Genomic DNA, 19,593 nt, shown 5'->3' with positions numbered 1-19,593 from the left:
TTAAAAATTGTGGGAATTGGAAATAGTTTAAACCAGAAATATGCAATTTGTTCCCAAATGGTTTTGAAACTGAAAGAAAATCAGACAATTGGGAGAGTAATTCCTGAAATCAATGGGGTAAAATCAAAAATAGTCAATAACAAATTGATTATCATTAAATTAAAACATTGAATTGAGTTCGAAATGCATAAAACAGATTAAAATTGGAATGGATAAAAAAAGCCTTCCGGAAATATTTCCGGAAGGCTTTTTTGTTTCATGCTGGAGTATATTACCAATAAAAAGTCCCAACTGCACCAGCTCCAAGATTGATTTTGGATATTTTTTCACCTTCCTGGATTTGAAAATCCATTGCGGATTTAGAGGTATTCAATACGATCAAAACTAATGTACCATCAGTATTTCTGAAAGCCACATTTGCCAAGCCTTCCGGTTCGTTGGAATCTATTCTCAATGACCCAGGCAGAACAAATTTAGAAGCATGGGCAATGATGTAATAAGCCGGATTGCGGATAACCGAATCGTCATCAATAGTAATCGCACCCAAACACAAACTGCAGCCTCCTCTGTCTGTAAAAGGCTTCAAGTCCGGTGCCGAAGTCAGGTTCCATTCCAACACCGTCCTTGCCCAGTTCCTGGGAGCCCCGATGATCAGGTTTTTGGTATGCCAAACCAAGTCTTCAGGAAGATTCCCTGGGGAACCGATCCATTGTTCGGTGAAATAAATATTTTTGTCCGGATGGGCTTTGTGGACCTCGGAAAGGGCTTCGATCGATCCTCCATAAAGATGAAAGGCCGATCCGTCAACATACTTTTTGGCCTCTGGATCGTCCAAAATAGTGATGGGATAATCTGGTCTGTCCGCATTGTGGTCATAGACGATGATCTTTGTGTTGATCCCGTTCTTTTCAAATGCGGGCCCTAAATGGCTTTTGATAAACTCCCTTTGCTCTTCTGCCTCCATGAGCAAACTAGGATTGTTTCCCGGATGGAGCGGTTCGTTTTGAACCGTGATGGCATCTATGACAAAGCCTTCCTCAGCCATTTGCTGGATGTATTTCACGAAATACAGGGCGTAGGCATCATAGTTTTCAGGAAGAAGTTTTCCCCCTCGCGTATCCTTGTTGTCCTTCATCCAAGCAGGGGGCGACCATGGGGAACCCATCAGTTTGATGTCGGGATTGATCGACATGATTTGTTTCAAAATGGGAAGCACATCTTCACGGTCGGGACCCAAATCAAATCGACTCATTTCCGGATCGGTTTCTCCTTCCGCCAAATCATGATAGGAAAATGGATATTCATTGAGATCAGATGCAGCAATGGAAAGCCTGAGGTAACTGATGCCGATGTTTTTCCCGTCCCTTCCAAAGAGTTCTTCCAAAATAGCCTTTCTTGCTTCCTTCGACATCCCCAAAAGATGAAGCGCACTGCCTTGTGATAGCGTAAAACCAAAACCATCCATTTCCTGATAACCAATGTCTTCATTGATTTGAATGGTCGGAAGGGCCTCAATTTGTTCCGAAAACGAAGGGTCGTCCTGCTCCACAAAGAGGATATTTTGGGCAGGATCTGTCAACCAAAAGGAAAGTGGGGATTTTGGATCTTCACATCCCAATAGGAGCAAAAGAGGCAAATAATTCAATTTTTTGAGTTTCATCAAGGGTAGGGCTTGCTTGGTTTAATTCTTTTTGTTGGGTCTCTTGTATCGGATTGGTGCTTCAGGCTCAGGTTTTAATTCAACACCTTCGGTTTCCATCAATCTTAATGCTTCCTTCACCGCACGTTCCAGTTGCGGATCCCTGCCTTCGATTACGTCCTTTGGCGTCTGTTCTACGGCGATATCCGGTGATATCCCAACGCCTTCGACTGCCCATTCTCCATTGATATCAAAGAACCCTCCTCTTGGTGCCACCATTCGGCCGCCGTCCAAGAATGCGGGTGTATCCCAAGTGCCCACCAATCCGCCCCACGTTTGGGTTCCAATCAGTGGACCGATTCTCATTTTATGGAACAGATAGGGGAGAAGGTCTCCACCAGAACCTGCTCTTTCATTGATCAGCATCACTTTAGGCCCCCATATTCCGGCCATGGGTGTCGTAAAGGGTCTTCTATCGTTTGCCTTGCTGTTAAAATAACCATGGAGTTCCCTCGCCATGATGTCCACCATATAGTCAGCGGCAGATCCACCTCCATTGTTTCTTTCATCGATCACGGCTCCTTTTTTATCCTGTTGGGAGAAATAATACCGATTGAAATAAGTGTATCCAGGTTGACCCGTGTTTGGGATATAGACATAAGCAAGCTTGTTGTCAGACATTTCCCCAACCTTTCTTCTGTTTCCTTCTACCCAATCCATCATTCTCAATTGGTTTTCATTGGCTACAGGTACGACGGTCAAAACCCTGGATCCATCAGTCAACGGTTTGGTATTGACCCTAACTTTGATTTGGGTGTTGGCCATCCCTTCAAAGTACTGATAGATATTGTCTGTTGATTTGATTTCTTTGCCATTGACCTCCAAGAGGTAATCTCCTTCTCTGATCTCCAATCCTGGCTGGGACAAGGGAGCAAGAAGGTTTGGATTCCAGCTTTCTCCATTATAGATTTTCTTGATTCTGTATTTTCCCTGGTGGATTTCATAATCTGCTCCTAACAAACCGATCGGGGTGCTGGTGACAGATGGGAAATCTCCGCCTGATGTATAACTGTGCCCAACTGCTACTTCTCCGCCTAGGATATCGATGATGTAATTCAAATCCGAGCGGTGTCTCACATCCTCCACCCAAGGCTTGTACCAATCAAAAATCTCATCCCATGGCGCACCATGTACATTGTCTACGTAAAGAAAATCCCTTTGGTATCTCCAGCCTTCCCGGTAAATCTGTCCCCACTCTTCTTTTGGGGTGATTTTTACCTTGAAATTGGACAAGGCTTTCAAGGTTCCATCTCCCACTTTTTTCGGACCACCGGTAGTTTCGATAATTCCCCAATTCCCATTGGCTTGGTAAAGCAATGATTTTCTATCCTGAGAAACCGAGCCAGTGTTGATGCCTGAGAGGTAAATCTCAGTTTTCCGATCTTTGAAATTATAACGGTGCAAGTTGACGCCTTGTTGGTTCGGGATCGCTTCTGTGTAGAAAACATGGTTTTCGGGGCCCGCCATCAATTCCATATAATTTCTGTCGGGAATGTCCACAGCAACAATCCTATTCCACAAACCTTCTTCATCAATGACAACAGGCTTTATTTCATCCTTTTTTTCTGCTTTCTTGTCATTTTCTTTGGCCTCGGCTGGCTTTGCTTTTTCTTCGTCACTTTGGGGAAGAAGCGGAGATTTTCCGGTCTTACTCAAGACGCTGAGATAGAGATTCCGAGTTGTGGGTCGGTCATAAGAACTCATGTCCAACCATCCCGTATTCAATCCGAAATTGGTACTGGCCAAAAAGAAGAGATAATCCCCGCTGATATCCCAAACAGGGGAAATTGCATCCGCCATTCCGTCTGTCACCTGGATTTTCTTTCCCGACGCGATGTTGTAGACAAAAATTGCTTTGAATTGGCTGTCGAGCAGGCGGGCGTAAGCGATCCATTTGCTATCGGGAGACCACACAGGATTCAAGGATCTGTTGGGATGTGCAAATCTTTCGGTGTCTGCAATCTTGGCCACTCCGGAATTTATGTTGACAAACCAAAGGTTGTAATCTGTATCCGTGTAGGAAATAAATTTTCCGTCAGGAGACCAATCGGGTTTGAAGTAAAACGACTTGCTGGGTAACTGGATGACTTTAGGGGCATTCAAGCCTTCTTGGTCACCGATCATCAATTGGTATTCTCCTGATAGATCCGAAAACCAGGCAATTTGCTGCCCGTCTGGTGACCAGACCGGTGCGCGGTCAGCGACTCCCGAGCTTTGGGTAATGTTTCTGGCATCACCTTTTTCTTTGGGAACGGTCAGGATTTCACCTCTATATTCAAAAAGTGCCCTTTGTCCCGTCGGAGAAAGCGATGCATTCGTCAGGCGATTTCCAGTGACAGTTTCCCATCTTTCTCTTGCCCAATGAAAATCACCTTTAACCGTAATTTCCAATTGTTTAGTTTCACCACTGGTGGGATTCAATAAATGGAGATATCCTCCTTGTTCGTAGACCACATGGGTTTCATTTGCATCTAAATTTTTCACATCGAAATCGCTATGAAAAGTTTCTTGTTTCAAGTCCCCGGATTGAGGATCATAAGACCAGACATTGTTGGCAAAATCCCTTTCCGAAAGGAAAAAAATCCTTTTTCCAAGCCAAATGGGTTGGGTATGGCGTTCATTGTCTGATTGTGGCGTCATTTTCAATGAAAAATCCGTAAGGTCCACTATCCAAATGGGTTTGGCTTGGCCTCCACGATAGTTTCTCCATTCGGCATCCCAAAAAGCGATCTGCTGATAGGCAATGTGCTTGCCGTCGGCAGAAATCCTTCCATTGACCGCCCTTGGGATGGGAAGGGATTCTTCCATGCCCCCTTCCAAAGAAATTTTGTAGAACTTTGATTCTTTGGTTGGCACTCCTTCTCTACTGGAACTAAAAAGAATATGCTTGCCATCCGGGGTCCAACCTGTCACCAAATCAGCTCCGGGGTGCCAAGTCAACCTTCTTGGTTCTCCACCTGCTGTTGCGATCACATACACGTCGGTATTCCCATCGTACTGGGCAGAAAAAGCGATATGTTTTCCATCAGGTGAAAAATTGGGTGAATTTTCTGCTCCTTCATTGCTGGTCAGTCGAATGGATTCCCCACCGCTGATGCTGGTTCGCCAAAGATCATTGGCATAGACAAAAACAATATACTCCTTACTGATGGCAGGCTCCCGGAGCAATCGGGTTCCTTGACCAAAGGTCAATTGGCTGGACAATACACAAAGTAATCCAAAAACTAATTTTCGCATGCGTCTGATTGGGTTTATACAAGTAAACTAAAGTAAGAAAAGGAAAGCATGCGAAAAAACCGTTGAAGGAAATCCTATTTCTTTTTTGAGAAAACCTCCCGAATGGCCTCCAAATAATCAAAGCCAAGGCCAACGGTGGGTTCGATGTAATTTCCCTCCAAATATTCATTCCAACAGCAAACCATGATCGTGTTTCCATTGGTATTTTTGTATGTATCGGATAAACGCTTTGCTTCCTGAATTTTGGCCTTAAAAGTGGCTTTGGTACTGTGGACCCTGTCTTTGATTGGTTCACTTGGAAAGCCTGATGGCTGCGGCCAAGTTCCACCCACGGGTCGCATATCCCATCCCATGGCTACCGGAACTTGATAGTCAAAAGCGGGATCCCGCGCATAAAACTTACTCCATTTGTCCCAATGTCCTCGATAAGTAGCCCTCATATCGGCATAACTTTTATTGTCTTGCTCGTAGTAATTATGATAGACGTACCCAGTCATTCCCTCAAAACCCATTCCTTTGAGCCTTGGCACATAATCCTGCAAAAGCAGTTTGTCTGTATAGGTTCCGCCTTCCCAAGGTCGTGTTGGATTGTTTGGGATCCATTTGGTTGGCAACCCATATTGTTTTTCGATGGGCAACATTGGACCTGATGCTACGGCGATGAATTTGATTCCTTGCCATCCATTTTTTATAGCCCTGGCCTTTGAGCGATCCAAAAGTTCCTGCATGCTGATTCCATAGAATGCAGCTCTGGATTCCATGTCTTGGGGGAAATAAATGTAGACGATAGGACGTCCATTTTCATCTTTGAGATAATCGGTCCTTCCAAAATATTTATCTATCCAAAGTTGCGTGATTTTATCATGAACCTGAAGGTAAAGGGCTTTATCTGGTTTTTCTCCTGCGTAGTTCCTTTTGGCAGCCAAACTTGCGGGTGAACCAACATCCAACCACAATCTCCATCTTTCATCGCTGTCATCACACCAATTGATGGCCCATTTCATTTGTTTTGAAGCGGGTAGCTTCTCATTTTCCCGGAGCAAAATAGTCAGTTGATCATTCCATTCCTCCAAGCCAGGTACCGCAACCCGACCATCTCGCGCAGGATCAATTTCCCAACCTTTAGGGTAATAAATATTGGCTTGCGGCGCAAAATTGCGGTGATGAAAATAATGCCTTCCAAAAAACCAGTTGTACGCAAAAAAATCAATCCCATAATTCTTCATGTATTCCAACTGTTTTTTGGCAACCTCGGGATCGGTTCTTTTGTAAAATCCTTTTAAAGAAGTATGGGGTTTTCTGTCCAAAAAAGGTCCTTCATAAGGATAGCGATTGTTGTAAATTCTACCTTTCGGTCCCCATATCGCAGGGTTTTTTAAATGAGAGCAATCTTCCCTACCCGTAATACAGGACCAAAAACTGTCTATATCCTTGTTGGGATCTGGAGAGGTATTCCAGGAAGGCATAAAATAGACCCCTACCAAATTCCCTTCCTTATCTTCGGATTTCCTCAAATCGATTTCGGAAGTACGGCTATTTTCTAGCCTCGCCTGTGTAGATTTATCGCTGGTTTCCAGTTGCGGGGAGTTGGAGTCCTGTTTTTGGATAAGCTTGGATTTTTCGCTGCAGGAAAATATTCCAAGTAGCATGAGGAGGGCGAGATTGCACAAAAGTTTTGAAAGGTTGTTTTTCACGGAGGTCAATTTTTATAAAATTACCATTTCCATAAAAAAAAGCATACTTTACTTTAATTCTTTACTGAGTGAATGGTTTTTTTTGCAAAAAACCTTCTCAATTTAATTTCTCCAAAAGCGCATCATAATAGGTATTGCTGACCGGGACAGTCTTTCCCGAAATGGTCACTTGGTGGCGTTCTATTTTTTGGATCAATAAGGTATTCACGACAAAAGACCTTTGGGTTTTTAGAAAACCGGTTGGGAGAAGGCTTTCCACCTCACCCAGGGTCATTCTGCTGAGTATTTTCTGATTGGGTAGGTGGAAGGTGACATAGTTTCCGGTTGCTTCGCAAAACAAAAGATCCTCAAAATTGACCTTGATTTGTTCATATCCGGTTTTGACAAATAGAAATCCATGCGATGGTCCGTTTTTGAGATCGTGCCATTCCTGGGCCTTTTGACAGGATTTCAAGAATCGGCTGAGGTTGAATGGTTTCAGCAAATAGTCAATGGCATCCAGTTCAAAGCTTTTGACGGCATGTTCGGAATAGGCCGTGGTGAAGATGACCATCGTTTCCTTTGGGATCAGGGTAGCCAATTCAATTCCTGAGATATCCGGCATTTTGATATCCAGAAAAATCAGGTTTACGGGATTTTCCCTGATATAATCCAAGGCCTTGATGGCATCGGTAAAAACAGATTTGAGTTCCAAAAATGGCACTTTAGAAGCATGTGATTTCACCACTTCCAAAGCCATGGGTTCATCGTCTATGGCTATTGCTGTCAGCATTTTAGGTCAATTGAATGGATAAATGCACAAAATATTCAACCTCATTTTCCCGAATGACCAATTCATGTTTGCCTGGATAAAGAAGTTCAAGTCTTTGTCTGACGTTTTCGAGTCCAATGCCAGAAGCTTTTCTTTCGGGGTCCTCAGCATTGGATCGGTGTATGCTGTTGTTTACATCCAGATGTACAGATCCCGACAAACATCTCAAGCTGATTTTCACCCAGGATTTGCTCTGGAAGCTGATGCCGTGCTTGAATGCATTTTCCACAAATGGAATCAACAACATCGGTGCAATTTCACCTGCACAAGCTTCTTGACTCCGGTTGAATAGGATTTCAATGTTTTCCTGGTCCTTGATGCGGAGCATTTGAAGGTCTACATAATTGACCAAGTATTCTTTTTCCCGTTCCAAAGGGATTTTATCCTGATTATTTTCGTGGAGCATAAAGCGCATCATGTCGCCGAGTTTCTGGATGCCTTCAGACGTTCTTTCTGCATTTTCCTGAAGCGCAGTGCCATAAAGCGTATTCAGGGCGTTGAACAGGAAATGGGGATTGATTTGGGAGCGGAGAAAACTGAGATTGGCTGAACTCTGGTCAACCTTATAGGTAAGCGTTGTCAATTGACTTAAGTAGTGGTCATACTTGTTGAAAAACAGATTTGACAATGGAAAAATGAGGACCATAATCAAGAAAATAACGAATAGACCAGCAATCAAAAACTCTCCTTTTTGGTTAAATATTGAGAGGAAAATAAATAGGACGACAACAAAAGCAATCAAGGAATAATAATACGTCCATGCCAGTCTATTTTTTTTCGCCTTTCGATTTCCATATACCAGAAAGAAATTGAACAACACCAAAAGGATCAGCACAGGCATTACCAAACCATAAGCCCCCAAAATGGCCGAATGAATGATGGAATGTGATTGGAATAAAAAGAGCAAAACAAACAAATATAGGGCAACCAATCGGAAGGCATTGTAAACCTGATAATCTTTAAGTTTTGGGGGATAGATTACTTGATTCAGTATATAGACAAACACCAGGTAACCTACATATATGGCGATGGTATTGAAATAGAATGGGATCATAAAATCCCTTGTCATTCCGGCCACCACCGAAAATGTCCCGATGATAACCCAAGAGCCTATCAATATTAAAATTGCATAGAGGATCAATTTCCATTTTTTTCTTTCTAAAAAGAATTTGGGGAGCAATCGGATATGGAAAAGATAAAAGGAAAGAAAAAGCGTCAATGGGATAAATACTTTCGCAAAGTAGGACTCCAATTCCCTGTCAGTGGCGTCTCTGTAAAAAATTCCTGCATCGAGGACATTGACCAAAACGATGGCCAAAAATAACAATGTCAGTATCCACCATTCTATTTGTTTGAAGGGTAAAGCTTTTTCTTTCATGTTGGAAGTCTTAAAGTTTTTGAATGCGTTGGGTAAGTGTTTCATTTTTTTGGAGGGAATCGGGAGAGATCCCAAAATAGGAGGATGACTCAGGGAAAATCGGAGGGCTTTCCATTCCAGGCTTTTTCACATCTGGATTGGGATGTATTTGAAATGCCAAATGAAGATTGTAGAGCAATCCCGATAGGATCAGAAGATATACCTTCCAATGGTTTTTTCTCGGCGCCAATTTTTTCCCTGAAATCATTATGCAAGAATAGTGGAAGCCCCATTTTCAAGCAAAAATATGTGATGAAGTCTCCAAACAAGGGGATGGAAAATCGTTTTGCTCCTCAAAGGACATGAAATAAAATCCCTCCTTGAAATGCATCCGACAAATATGGGTTCATGATTTTCTAAATGATCTGACGGAAATCCATTTGAAGGGATAGTCCTCTCAAATACCCTCCAATACCCGCATGATGCTGCGGATTCCCAAAACCAAAGTAATCACCCAGATCGCCAAACCTAGGACATTGAAGCCCAAAGAATTTCTGTATTTCCCCATCACGGAGGCTTTGTTGATCACCCATAAAATATAGGCACTGAGGAGTGGCAGCAATATCCCGTTGGCTAGCTGGGCGAAGGTGATCAATTGGACGGGTTTTATTCCAAAAGAGGAAAAAACCAAACCCAGTCCCAAAATGGCCAAAATACTCACCCGCATGGTCCAATTCTTTATATCCGTGGACCAACCAAAACAACCCGCCACCACAAAAGCACCTGCCAATGGGGCGGTTATCGCAGAGGTGATCCCAGCGGCAAACAATCCAAATCCGATAAAATATTTAGCAGCAGCACCCAACAAGGGCTCCAAGCCAAGGGCCAAATCCACGGCATTGTTGATTGCATCTGCATTTCCGCTTGCACCGGTGATGACAATGGCCATAGATACCAGGCCTCCCAAGACCACCGCAACAATGGTGTCCACGCGTACAAATTTTAGATCCTTTCCCGATTTCCACTTTTTTGAAACCAATGAGGAATGAAGGAACAGGTTGTATGGAACCACCGTGGTGCCAATCAAGGCGACTATCGTCAGGATGTTACCGCTGTCAACTCCAGGCACGAATCCCTGAAAAATAGCCAACATGGATGGTCTGACCATCACGGCAGTTACCAAAAAAGTGATGCTCATGAGGATGACCAAAGCAATCAAATATTTTTCAATCAATTTGTAATTCCCGGTCATCAGCAAAACCAGAGCGATCAATCCAATGGACAAATTGATCATGTTTATACTTGCTTGACCAATGGTCAATACCGGTGCTTTGATGAAGATTTCAATTCCCATCGCTCCACCACTGATATTACCGGCTTCGTAAGCGGCGTTTCCAAGAACAATGGCAAGTAGGATCAAACCCAGTGAAAAATAGCGGACGATGCCTTTGGTCAGCGTTTCACCGATGACTTCAGTCAGGCCTTTCTGGGTGACCAGGCCAATCCGAGCAGCCATTTCCTGCAATACTACGGTCGCAACCATGGAGAGCGCCAAAGCCCACAGCAGGTCAAATCCAAAATTCACACCGGCAAGCGTGCAAACGGTAACAGTCCCCGGCCCGATAAAAGCAGCTGCAACCAGTGGACCCGGACCTATATAATTCCTCCAATTGCCTCTCATGGGGCTTGCAACAATGCATAAACCGCAAAACTCCCCAACCAATGGGTGCCTTCGTAATTGTCATCTACAATAGAGGGAAGAGAGTATTGAATATGGGCATTTGCAACAGCCATCAAATGTCCATAATCCTCGGGATAAGCATGGATCAAACCGTAAATCACCCAAGCCCTGCTGAAGTTCAGCCCATCCAAATGGACCAATTTCCCATCGGTTCTATCACTCACTCTACCCGGCTCGAGAGAAAAATCATTTTTGGCCAATTGCGGCAAAAATCCATTTGCCCAAATTTTGAATTCCTCCTTACCCAAAACCTTCCGCATGATGTCCAATTCCTGAAAACAAGGGGAAAGGAAATCAAAACCGCTCGGTTCCCAGGTCAAGGGACAGTTCTCGTCATTTTCAAACCAATCCAAGGCCCGCCGCCGGATGAGTTCCTTTAAGGGTTGGTGTTCCACTGTTTCGGCATAATCATAAGCCAAGGAAAGCCCAAATGCAATGTTGGAATGTTCTCCCACCCGAATGGGATATATCAGTTTGGAAAGAAACTCCAAATATTTTTCCACCATCAACTCCGTAAGCGGTTGGAGATTTGCTTCCAGTTCCCTCGCCAAAGGATCTTCCCATTGGTGCAGTTCCTCGGCAAGTTTCAGGATCCAGGCCCAACCATAGGTCCGCTCAAAGCTTGCATTCTGTGGCCCTGAGAAGTAGAATACTTCTTTTTCAATATTAAGGGCAGATAAGTTGGTCTTTAACTTTTCCTTTATTTCTTCACGATTGTCCAAATCAGGGAATTGTCGCAAGAGGGTCACCAACATCCAGTGCCCATGGACGCTTGAATGCCAGTCAAAACAACCGTAAAAGGCCGGATGCAATTCCATAGGACCTTTTAGGTAGCTTTCGTTTTCCAAAGTCTGATTGAGTTTATTCGGGTATTCCACCTGCATACAATGGAGTGGGAGCAAAGCCAAACGGTTTGCCTCGGCCAAGGTCAATCTGATGGGTTCCAGGTTAGCTAGTTTTTGAGATTTTTCTGTGGGCAAATCGGATAAGGCAATGCTGCCCAAAAGGAGAGAAAGGAGGAGTGTTTTGATCATAACAAGTAACTTGAGGCTTTGAAATCGAAATATGCATTAGGTTTCCTATCAGAGGTTGAAAATGCAAAAAAAGTCAAACTATTGATAGAATAAGGCATATAACCGATATTGAGAATCAAAAACCGTAAATAACGGTGTGCCAATTAAGCAATTTCCGGTTGAAATGGAATTGGGAATGCATAACATGGCTTGAATATACCTGAAATCCTCTTTTTAACAATCAGAATTATTGATTATACTTGTTTCATCTGATTGTCCTCCATGAAAAAAATTCTCAAAATTATATTCAGGATTTTCCTGATTCTAACTCTTTTGGTCATCCTTATCTTGATCGGATCTTACCGAAAAGATATTTCCCCGGAAATCTTGGTGGAGAAATATGCCGATCAAAACTCATTCTTCCTGAAAGTAAATGGGTTGAATGTGCATGTCAAAATAAAAGGGGAGGGGGAACCGATTTTTTTGATTCATGGAAGCTTTTCTTCTTTGCATACATGGGAGGCTTGGGAAAAAGAATTGAGTCCTTATTTTATGACTATTTCGATGGATCTTCCCGGACATGGATTGACCGGACCGGACCCCGGAAAAGGCTATGGCATTTCTGATTATTCCGCTCTTGTATTTGGCATAGCCGACCAACTTGATTTGGATGAATTTCATGTGGCGGGAAATTCGATGGGAGGGGGAGTCGCCTTGAAAATGGCTTCGGATCATCCTGAACGGATCTTGAGCTTGAATTTGATTGACGCTTCCTTTCCGGCGAAGCAACGGAATTCAGGAAGCCAGAAACCTTCGGGTAATCTGATCAGTTCTATCACTAAACTGGCACAAAATCCCATTTTTTCAAATCTGCTCTTGAAATGTACACCGAAATTCATTTTTAGAATGAATATGGAGCAGGTTTTCTTTGACCAAGCCAAAATCAAAGAAGAATCGGTGACCAGATATTATGAATTGATCAGAAGGGAAGGAAATAGGCAGGCCACCATCGATCGCCTGACGACAAGGAAATCTTATGAGATCGATTTTAAAAGACTGAAGATGCCGGTATTGATCATGTGGGGAGAGGAAGATCGATGGATCCCTTTGGAAAGGGGAAAGCAATTGGCGGCTGATATTCCGGGCGCAAAATTGAAGGTGTTCGAACGAGCTGGTCACGTCCCTATGGAGGAAATTCCGACGGAGACTGTCAGGGAATATTTGTCATTCTTAGGCATTCAACTGGATATGGACTATTTTTCCGCTCCTAAATATCTCAGTTATGTCCCTTGATGTTTTCCTTGTCTCCATCCTGCTTCTTCAATCCGCCCTATTGGTTTATTTTATCCTAAAATCAAGAAGCAATGTGGCCGATCCGGATCTTTTGCAAAGAGAACTCTCCCAACTTCGTCAGGATACCGCCCAGCAAATGCAAGCAAACAGGGCTGAAATCACCAATGGATTGATGGCACAATTTGGATTGGTCTTCGAAACACTCCGCGGAAACACCAAGGACCAAACCGAGGTTTTACGGGATTTTGGAAGACTTTTTAAAGAAAATGTCAAGGAATTCAATGATCTCCAAAGAGAGAAATTCCAGGATTTGATCCTGAAACAGGAGCGAATGCTTCAGTCCACCGAAGAACGACTCGAGAAAATGAGGGAAACCGTCGATGAGAAGCTTCAAAAGACGCTTGACGTCCGATTGGGTCAATCCTTTGAATTGGTCAGCAAACAATTGTTGGCGGTACAAAAAGGTTTAGGAGAGATGCAGAACCTTGCCGTTGGAGTTGGGGATTTGAAAAGAGTACTCAGCAACGTGAAAAGCAGGGGAGTATTGGGTGAATACCAGTTGCAGAGTATTTTGGAAAATATCCTTGCTCCCGACCAGTTTGAGTACAATGTCCAAGTGAAAAAAGGCAATTCCGAAAGGGTGGAATTTGTCATCAAGATGCCTGGAAATGGCCAAGATGGCCCTGTCTTTCTACCAATGGATGCCAAATTTCCGCAGGAGACCTATTACCGTTTGTTGGATGCGTATGATTTGGGTGACAAAATCGTGATCGATGCCGCTCGCGCCGATCTTTTCAAAGCCATAAAAAAATCCGCACAAGAGATCAGCCAAAAATACATCAATCCCCCTTACACCACAGATTTTGCGGTTTTGTTCCTTCCCATGGAGAGTTTGTATGCAGAAGTTCTTCGAGACGGGGATTTGGCACAGATTTTACAGCGGGATTATAAGATCATCATGACCGGCCCCACCACTTTGGCCGCGATTCTGAACAGCCTTCAGATGGGTTTCAAGACACTGGCCATCCAACAGAGAAGCAGCGAAGTTTGGAAGGTTTTGGGTGCCGTAAAAACAGAGTTCTCCAAGTTTGGGGACCTGATCAGCAGGGCACAGAAAAAAATCCACGAAGCACATACAGACCTGGACAATTTGGTCGGTACCAGAACCCGGGTGATCCAGAGGAAGTTAAAAGAGGTGGAAGAATTGCCGGAAGAGGAGGGTAAAAAGTTTTTGGAATAAGGATGGTCCTTGAATATTGGTTGTGTATGTTTGAAAAAAAACAAGTTATGAAGTACATTCAGATCATTGCATTTTTGTTTTTAGCAAATCCTCTTTTTGCCCAAAAGATTTATGATGTTGATGAAAATATACGGAACAATTCTGTAGTCATCACACAGACTGCAAGAGGAATGATTTCCGATCGAAATTATCAAAAAGCTTCAGAATTATTGGAAACAGTCATGGAGAAGGATCCATCTTTTCATGCAGCTTATGTGAATTATTACAGTGCCACCAGGAATATCCCTTCCAAAACAGGCAATTTGATAAGAATCCTAAAGGAAAGTTTGTCAATCTTTGAAGAAGATGATGAATTGGCTTATTATCTCGGGAATGTTTTTCAGGCTGAAAATCGGTATCCTGAGGCGATCAAGGCGTATTCTGAGGCCATTGCTTTTAGCAAAATCAACGGTGAGGACTTTCCTATCGTCTGGGCTTATTATTTCAATAGGGCAAATTGTTTGTTGAAAACCAACCAACATGCGAAAGCCATTCCCGACTACACCTATTCTCTAAAACTCAGTCCAGACAATCCTGATATCTACACCAACAGAGGATTTTGTTACTACAAAACAGACAAAAGAGCTGCAGCATGTGATGACTGGAACAAAGCCATTCAATTCGGAAATCCTGCCAGTGAAAAATATTTGAAGTCTTTTTGCAAGTAAAATTATTTTCAAGTATGTTTTTTGGATTGAAACAAAACATAATGAGTTTTTATCTCTAAAAGCCCATTAAAGTAGTTAAATTTGCCGGCCGGATTTACCTCTAAAATTTCACATCCATGGGCATGAAGATCGTAATAGCAGGTGCGGGAGATATGGGTTACCATCTTGCCGAACACCTTAGCTATGACAACAAAGACATCATCCTTATCGACACCGATAAAGATGTATTGGACAATGTATCTGCGCATTTGGACGTGTTGACAATATTGGGTGATTCCACTTCTTTGGAAGTCCTCAAAAGTGCAAATGTCAAAGATGCCCACATGGTCATGGCCGTGACCACTTCCGAAAAAACCAATATCGTAACGGCCTCACTTGCCAAACAGCTTGGCGCCAACCGGGTTTTGGCAAGGGTAAGAACCCATGATTACTTGAGTCCGGAAAACGATAAATATTTCAAAAACATCGGGATTGACAATATCATTTCCCCAACGATGCTCGGCAGTGCGGAAATCTATAGAATGATCAAGAATTCCTCCTTTTCAGATGTTTTTGAATTCGAACAGGGAAAACTGAATGTAGTAGGGATTACACTCGATCAATACAGTTCCTTGGTGAACAAAAAAATCTCCGAAACGAGCAATTTACTTTTTGAAGATATCAGAATCATTGCCATCGTTAGGGACCAATTGACCATCATCCCAAAAGGAAATACGATCATTAGAAACAACGACCATGTCTTCTTTATTTCCAATAAAAAAAATGTAGAATCCATCATCGCCATCCTGGATCAAAAAAGGGTAGATATCAAAAATGTCATGATCATCGGTGGGGACGATATGGCCTTTGCAACCTCACTGAAGTTGGAAGCAGAATACAGGGTAACACTCATCCATAGGGATAAAGAAAGGTGTAAATGGCTTTCTGAAAGACTGGATAAAACATTGGTTATCAATGGAGACTATAAAAATGTTGAACTTTTGATTGAGGAAGGCCTGGAGCAAATGGATGCTTTTATTTCCTTGACAGAATCATCAGAAACGAATATTATTACGAGTTTGAGTGCCAAAAACCACGGCGTTTACAAGACGATTGCCCATGTGGATACCCGAGAATACATCCATATTTCACATAGCATCGGTGTGGATTCTTTGATTAATAAAAAGCTAGTTGCAGCGAATCAGATCACCAGGTTCCTGAGAAAAGGAAATGTGGAAGCAGTCTCCGGGATATATGGTGTAGATGCTGAATTCATTCAGTTTGTGGTGACAAAAAACAATCGTGTAACCAAAAAAGCTTTGAAAGACCTTCATTTTCCGGAAACTGCCATCGTCGCAGGAGTCATCAGGAACGATGATGTGTTTATCCCCGATGGAGATTTTATCCTTCAAATCAATGACAAGGCGATCGTGATGGCCTTGCCTGAGGCCAAAATCCCACTAGAAAAACTTTTCCATTAACAGATGATTCATTTCAAGGCCATTGGAAAGATTATGGGTGCATTGTTGATGCTTCTTGGGCTTCTTATGCTTCCTGGTGTTGGATTTTCATTATACTATGAAAGCGGGGATGAAATCTCCCTGATAGCTGCCGCCATTGTCTCTGGACTGATAGGGGCGATTCTATTTTTCTCCTTTTCCAAACAAGATCAAAATATCCGAAAGCGAGAAGGATACATGATTGTATCGGTCAGTTGGTTCTTGATGTCCATTTTTGGGATGCTGCCTTATTTGATCAGCGGTACCATTCCGAATGTTGCAGATGCCCTCTTTGAAACGGTATCGGGATTGACGACTACGGGAGCCTCCATTCTAACGGATATTGAAGTAATTCCTAAAGGTATTTTATTTTGGAGAAGCATGACGCAGTGGATCGGTGGTTTGGGTATCATCGTTTTGACCGTCGCTATTTTTCCCCTTTTGGGAATTGGTGGAATTGAACTATTTGTGGCAGAATCCCCGGGGCCAACCTCCGACAAATTGCATCCGAGAATCCGGGAAACAGCAAAACGTCTCTGGTATATCTATGTTGGATTGACCTTTGCCGCAGGGCTTTTGTATTTTCTTGGAGGGATGGATTTTTATGATGCGGTGAACCATGCCTTAACCACCATGGCCACGGGTGGTTTTTCCACCAAAAATTCCAGTATGGCGTATTATGATGGCCCATTTATCCAGTATACAGCAATTTTATTTATGTTTTTGGCAGGTACTAACTTTACGGTCATCTATTTCAGTCTTACCGGGAAATTTGACAGGGTATTTCGGTCTGATGAATTTAAAGCTTATGCGACCACCATCATTCTTTTGGGAATTGGGTTGTCTATTCCCATCTACTTTATCAGTGGTTTGGAATACGAAAAGGCATTCAGGGATACCTTGTTCCAAGTTGTTTCTTTGATAACCACTACCGGATTTGTGTCTGCAGATTATACCAGGTACCATATTGGAATCACATTGATTTTTTTCATGCTTTTGTTTATGGGTGGATCTGCGGGTTCTACTGCTGGGGGAATTAAATTTGTCAGGCATTTGGCCTTTTTTAAAAATAGTTGGCTGGAATTCAAAAGGATCGTTCATCCAAGAGCGGTAGTTCCACTAAAAATAAATGGAGATCGGGTAACAGGGAAAATCATCACACACATTATGAATTTCCTCTTGATTTATCTCATGATCTTTGTGATGGGTTCTATCGTGCTCACGATAATGGGATATGATATCCTTACATCTTTTGGCGCTGTAGCCACTTGTTTGGGAAATGTGGGGCCTGGAATCGGAAAAGTGGGACCCGTCGATAATTTTTCTTTCTTTTCTCCCACCGCAAAAGTATTTCTATCCTTCATCATGCTCCTGGGAAGACTTGAACTTTACACAATTCTGATTCTATTCACCCCTTATTTCTGGAGGACAAATTAGGATTTGGAAATCGTAAATTTAAAGGTTGATCCAAGGCCGAGTTTACTTTCCGCCCAGATTATCCCGCGGTTTTTTTCAATCAATTCCTTGGAAAGCAAAAGGCCTATTCCCGTACCCGATTCCTGATGGGTACCCGATGTAGAGATAAATTCTTTCCCAAAGAGCTTGTTTAAACTTTCTTCTTTCATTCCAACGCCCGAATCTTCAACACTGATCGTGTAGGTTCCATCTGATCTTAGAAGACAACTGATCTTGATTTCATCATCCTTGGATGTGAATTTTAAGGCATTGGAGATCAAATTCCTCAATACGACTTCCAACATGGCTTTGTCAGCTTTCACCATTAGAGGATCAGGGACCTTGTTGAATAGCTTTTGGCCTTTGAAATAGTTTGATTTTTGGAAGAAAGAGAAGTTGTTTTCGATAACCAAAAACAAATTAAAAGTTTTGAAATTTGCTTCCATTCCCTTCATCTGACTTTTGGACCATGTTAGGAGATTTTCCAGCAGGATGGTGTTGTTTCCTAGATTTTGAGAAAGCAGGGGCAAGAAGGATTTAAATTCATCTTGTGTCAGGTCATTCTGGTTCATCAATTCAATCATTCCCTGAAGGGAATGCAGTGGACCTCTTAGGTCATGGGCAAGGATGGAAAAAATCTTGTCTTTCACTAAATTCAATTTGTCAAGTTCTTCAGCTTGCTTCTGAATCCTGATTTTTTGTTCCAATAACTTATTTAGATTGTCTTTTTCCTTTTGAAAAGATCTATAGTAGACAAAAAATGCTGCAAAAAGGACCACGACCAGTATCGTCAGAATGTAGGATATCCACAATTTGAAATTGTCATTTTTATCCTTCAATAAATTCTCCCGATTGAGTGCCGCAATTTCATCCTTTTGCTTTTGGATCATCAAGGCAGAAAGATAATTTTTTGTTTTTTCCTCATCGATGGCATTTTTTGCTTCAGACAAAAGCTCCAAATATTGCATAGCTTTTTCTGGTTGATTTTTTTTGAGGAAAATTTGGTAAAGCAATCCATATACGGTGACCATGCCTGTTGAATTGGGATGGGACACATTTAACTCAATCGCTTTTTGCGCCATTTCAATGGCTTTTTCATCTTGATTGCCCTTAAAATAGACTTCTCCAAGTTTACCATAAGTGGATACAGCACCTCTTTGATCATGAACCAAGGCATAATCCAAGAAAGTCCTAATATCGGCTTCCGCTGCTTCCAAATTCCCAAGTTGATAATAAATATCCCCTCGGTTAAGTTTAGAGATGGTCACTTGTCTCTCATGATCCAAATCCATTCGGATTTGGATTGCCTTGTTGATGAGCTCAATGGCAAGTAGGTAGTTTTTGATTTCGCTATATGCCGCGCTCAAACCCGTATAGGTATAGCCAAGTCCTTCCATGAAATTAATTTCTTGAAAAATTGTCTGTGCCTCTGTATAAAAATCAATCGATTCCTCATGAAGGTTTTGATAGTGATAAATCTGTGCAATGTTGTTCAATGCAAAACCTTCCTCTTTTTTGTTTTGAATACTCCTGCTGGTTTTAAGTGCCTCGTCATAATATTTCAAGGCTTCCTCTTGAAGATCCAAATTGCGATAAAAAATTCCCAGACGGTTTAGATTTTGGGCCTCGATATTTTTATCGCCAAGCTTCTTGGCCATATCGATTACTTCCTCATAATAGACCTGCGCAGAGTCTGAATAATGGTTTTTCCAAGCCCGCTCACTGAAGTACTGCAAGTTCTCTATACTTACAGTAGTATCGCTTGATTCCTGTATCAAAATGCCAGCAATCAATATCGAACCATTTGCAGTATTGACCTTGATTCCAAGAAAAAAAACAATTAGGCACAATTGCATGAGCATTAGCAA

At 42.4% G+C, this 19,593-nt stretch carries 14 protein-coding genes; 5 read left to right on the top strand and 9 right to left on the bottom strand.

Annotated elements, in window-relative coordinates; translation table 11 throughout:
- Positions 1–271 precede the first annotated feature (271 nt).
- The 8 genes from F824_RS0123180 to F824_RS0123135 all read right to left on the bottom strand — a co-directional run bounded on the left by F824_RS0123180 (position 272) and on the right by F824_RS0123135 (position 11,573).
- Positions 272–1,660: a glycoside hydrolase family 30 protein gene (locus F824_RS0123180; RefSeq protein WP_019600332.1), complete on the bottom strand. Its 1,389-nt coding sequence runs from the start codon at positions 1,658–1,660 to the stop codon at positions 272–274.
- Positions 1,661–1,681: 21 nt separating this feature from the next.
- Complete coding sequence (locus F824_RS0123175; protein WP_019600331.1) at positions 1,682–4,936, bottom strand: S41 family peptidase; 3,255 nt, start codon at positions 4,934–4,936, stop codon at positions 1,682–1,684.
- Between the two features lie 74 nt (positions 4,937–5,010).
- On the bottom strand, positions 5,011–6,630 hold the full coding sequence (locus tag F824_RS0123170; RefSeq protein ID WP_236613229.1) for a glycoside hydrolase family 99-like domain-containing protein: 1,620 nt from the start codon (positions 6,628–6,630) through the stop codon (positions 5,011–5,013).
- A gap of 97 nt (positions 6,631–6,727) precedes the next feature.
- Positions 6,728–7,402, bottom strand: a complete 675-nt coding sequence (locus F824_RS0123160; RefSeq protein ID WP_019600328.1) for a LytR/AlgR family response regulator transcription factor — start codon at positions 7,400–7,402, stop codon at positions 6,728–6,730.
- Position 7,403: 1 nt separating this feature from the next.
- On the bottom strand, positions 7,404–8,864 hold the full coding sequence (locus F824_RS0123155) for a sensor histidine kinase (RefSeq protein WP_236613230.1): 1,461 nt from the start codon (positions 8,862–8,864) through the stop codon (positions 7,404–7,406).
- Entirely contained in the window at positions 8,830–9,066 is a 237-nt protein-coding gene (locus F824_RS27625; protein ID WP_139189919.1) for a hypothetical protein, read from the bottom strand. Before F824_RS27625 ends, F824_RS0123155 begins: the two co-directional genes overlap by 35 nt.
- A gap of 189 nt (positions 9,067–9,255) precedes the next feature.
- Positions 9,256–10,479: an Nramp family divalent metal transporter gene (locus tag F824_RS0123140; protein ID WP_019600324.1), complete on the bottom strand. Its 1,224-nt coding sequence runs from the start codon at positions 10,477–10,479 to the stop codon at positions 9,256–9,258.
- Positions 10,476–11,573, bottom strand: coding sequence for a DUF2891 domain-containing protein (locus F824_RS0123135; RefSeq protein WP_019600323.1), 1,098 nt, complete (start codon positions 11,571–11,573; stop codon positions 10,476–10,478). The genes F824_RS0123140 and F824_RS0123135 overlap by 4 nt, the downstream gene beginning before the upstream one ends.
- A 261-nt stretch (positions 11,574–11,834) precedes the next feature.
- On the opposite strand from F824_RS0123135, the gene F824_RS0123130 reads away from it, so the two are divergent.
- From F824_RS0123130 to F824_RS0123110, 5 genes are all read left to right on the top strand, one after another.
- Positions 11,835–12,845: an alpha/beta fold hydrolase gene (locus F824_RS0123130; RefSeq protein ID WP_019600322.1), complete on the top strand. Its 1,011-nt coding sequence runs from the start codon at positions 11,835–11,837 to the stop codon at positions 12,843–12,845.
- Positions 12,835–14,085, top strand: coding sequence for a DNA recombination protein RmuC (locus tag F824_RS0123125; RefSeq protein ID WP_019600321.1), 1,251 nt, complete (start codon positions 12,835–12,837; stop codon positions 14,083–14,085). The genes F824_RS0123130 and F824_RS0123125 overlap by 11 nt, the downstream gene beginning before the upstream one ends.
- Positions 14,086–14,132: 47 nt before the next feature.
- Positions 14,133–14,792, top strand: a complete 660-nt coding sequence (locus tag F824_RS0123120; protein WP_026333883.1) for a tetratricopeptide repeat protein — start codon at positions 14,133–14,135, stop codon at positions 14,790–14,792.
- Between the two features lie 116 nt (positions 14,793–14,908).
- On the top strand, positions 14,909–16,252 hold the full coding sequence (trkA, locus tag F824_RS0123115; protein WP_019600319.1) for a Trk system potassium transporter TrkA: 1,344 nt from the start codon (positions 14,909–14,911) through the stop codon (positions 16,250–16,252).
- 3 nt (positions 16,253–16,255) lie between these two features.
- The gene (locus F824_RS0123110; protein ID WP_019600318.1) at positions 16,256–17,707 is read left to right on the top strand and encodes a TrkH family potassium uptake protein; all 1,452 of its coding nucleotides are present in this window, start codon (positions 16,256–16,258) and stop codon (positions 17,705–17,707) included.
- Here the strand turns inward: F824_RS0123110 and F824_RS0123105 are convergent.
- Entirely contained in the window at positions 17,704–19,587 is a 1,884-nt protein-coding gene (locus tag F824_RS0123105) for a tetratricopeptide repeat-containing sensor histidine kinase (RefSeq protein WP_033405632.1), read from the bottom strand. The two genes, F824_RS0123110 and F824_RS0123105, sit on opposite strands and share 4 nt — an antisense overlap.
- Positions 19,588–19,593 lie beyond the last annotated feature (6 nt).

The sequence above is a fragment of the Rhodonellum psychrophilum GCM71 = DSM 17998 genome (genome assembly GCF_000381545.1).
Classification (GTDB): domain Bacteria; phylum Bacteroidota; class Bacteroidia; order Cytophagales; family Cyclobacteriaceae; genus Rhodonellum; species Rhodonellum psychrophilum.
The sequence above is the reverse complement of the archived record's forward strand: the minus strand, read 5'-3'. Positions and strand labels throughout refer to the sequence as shown.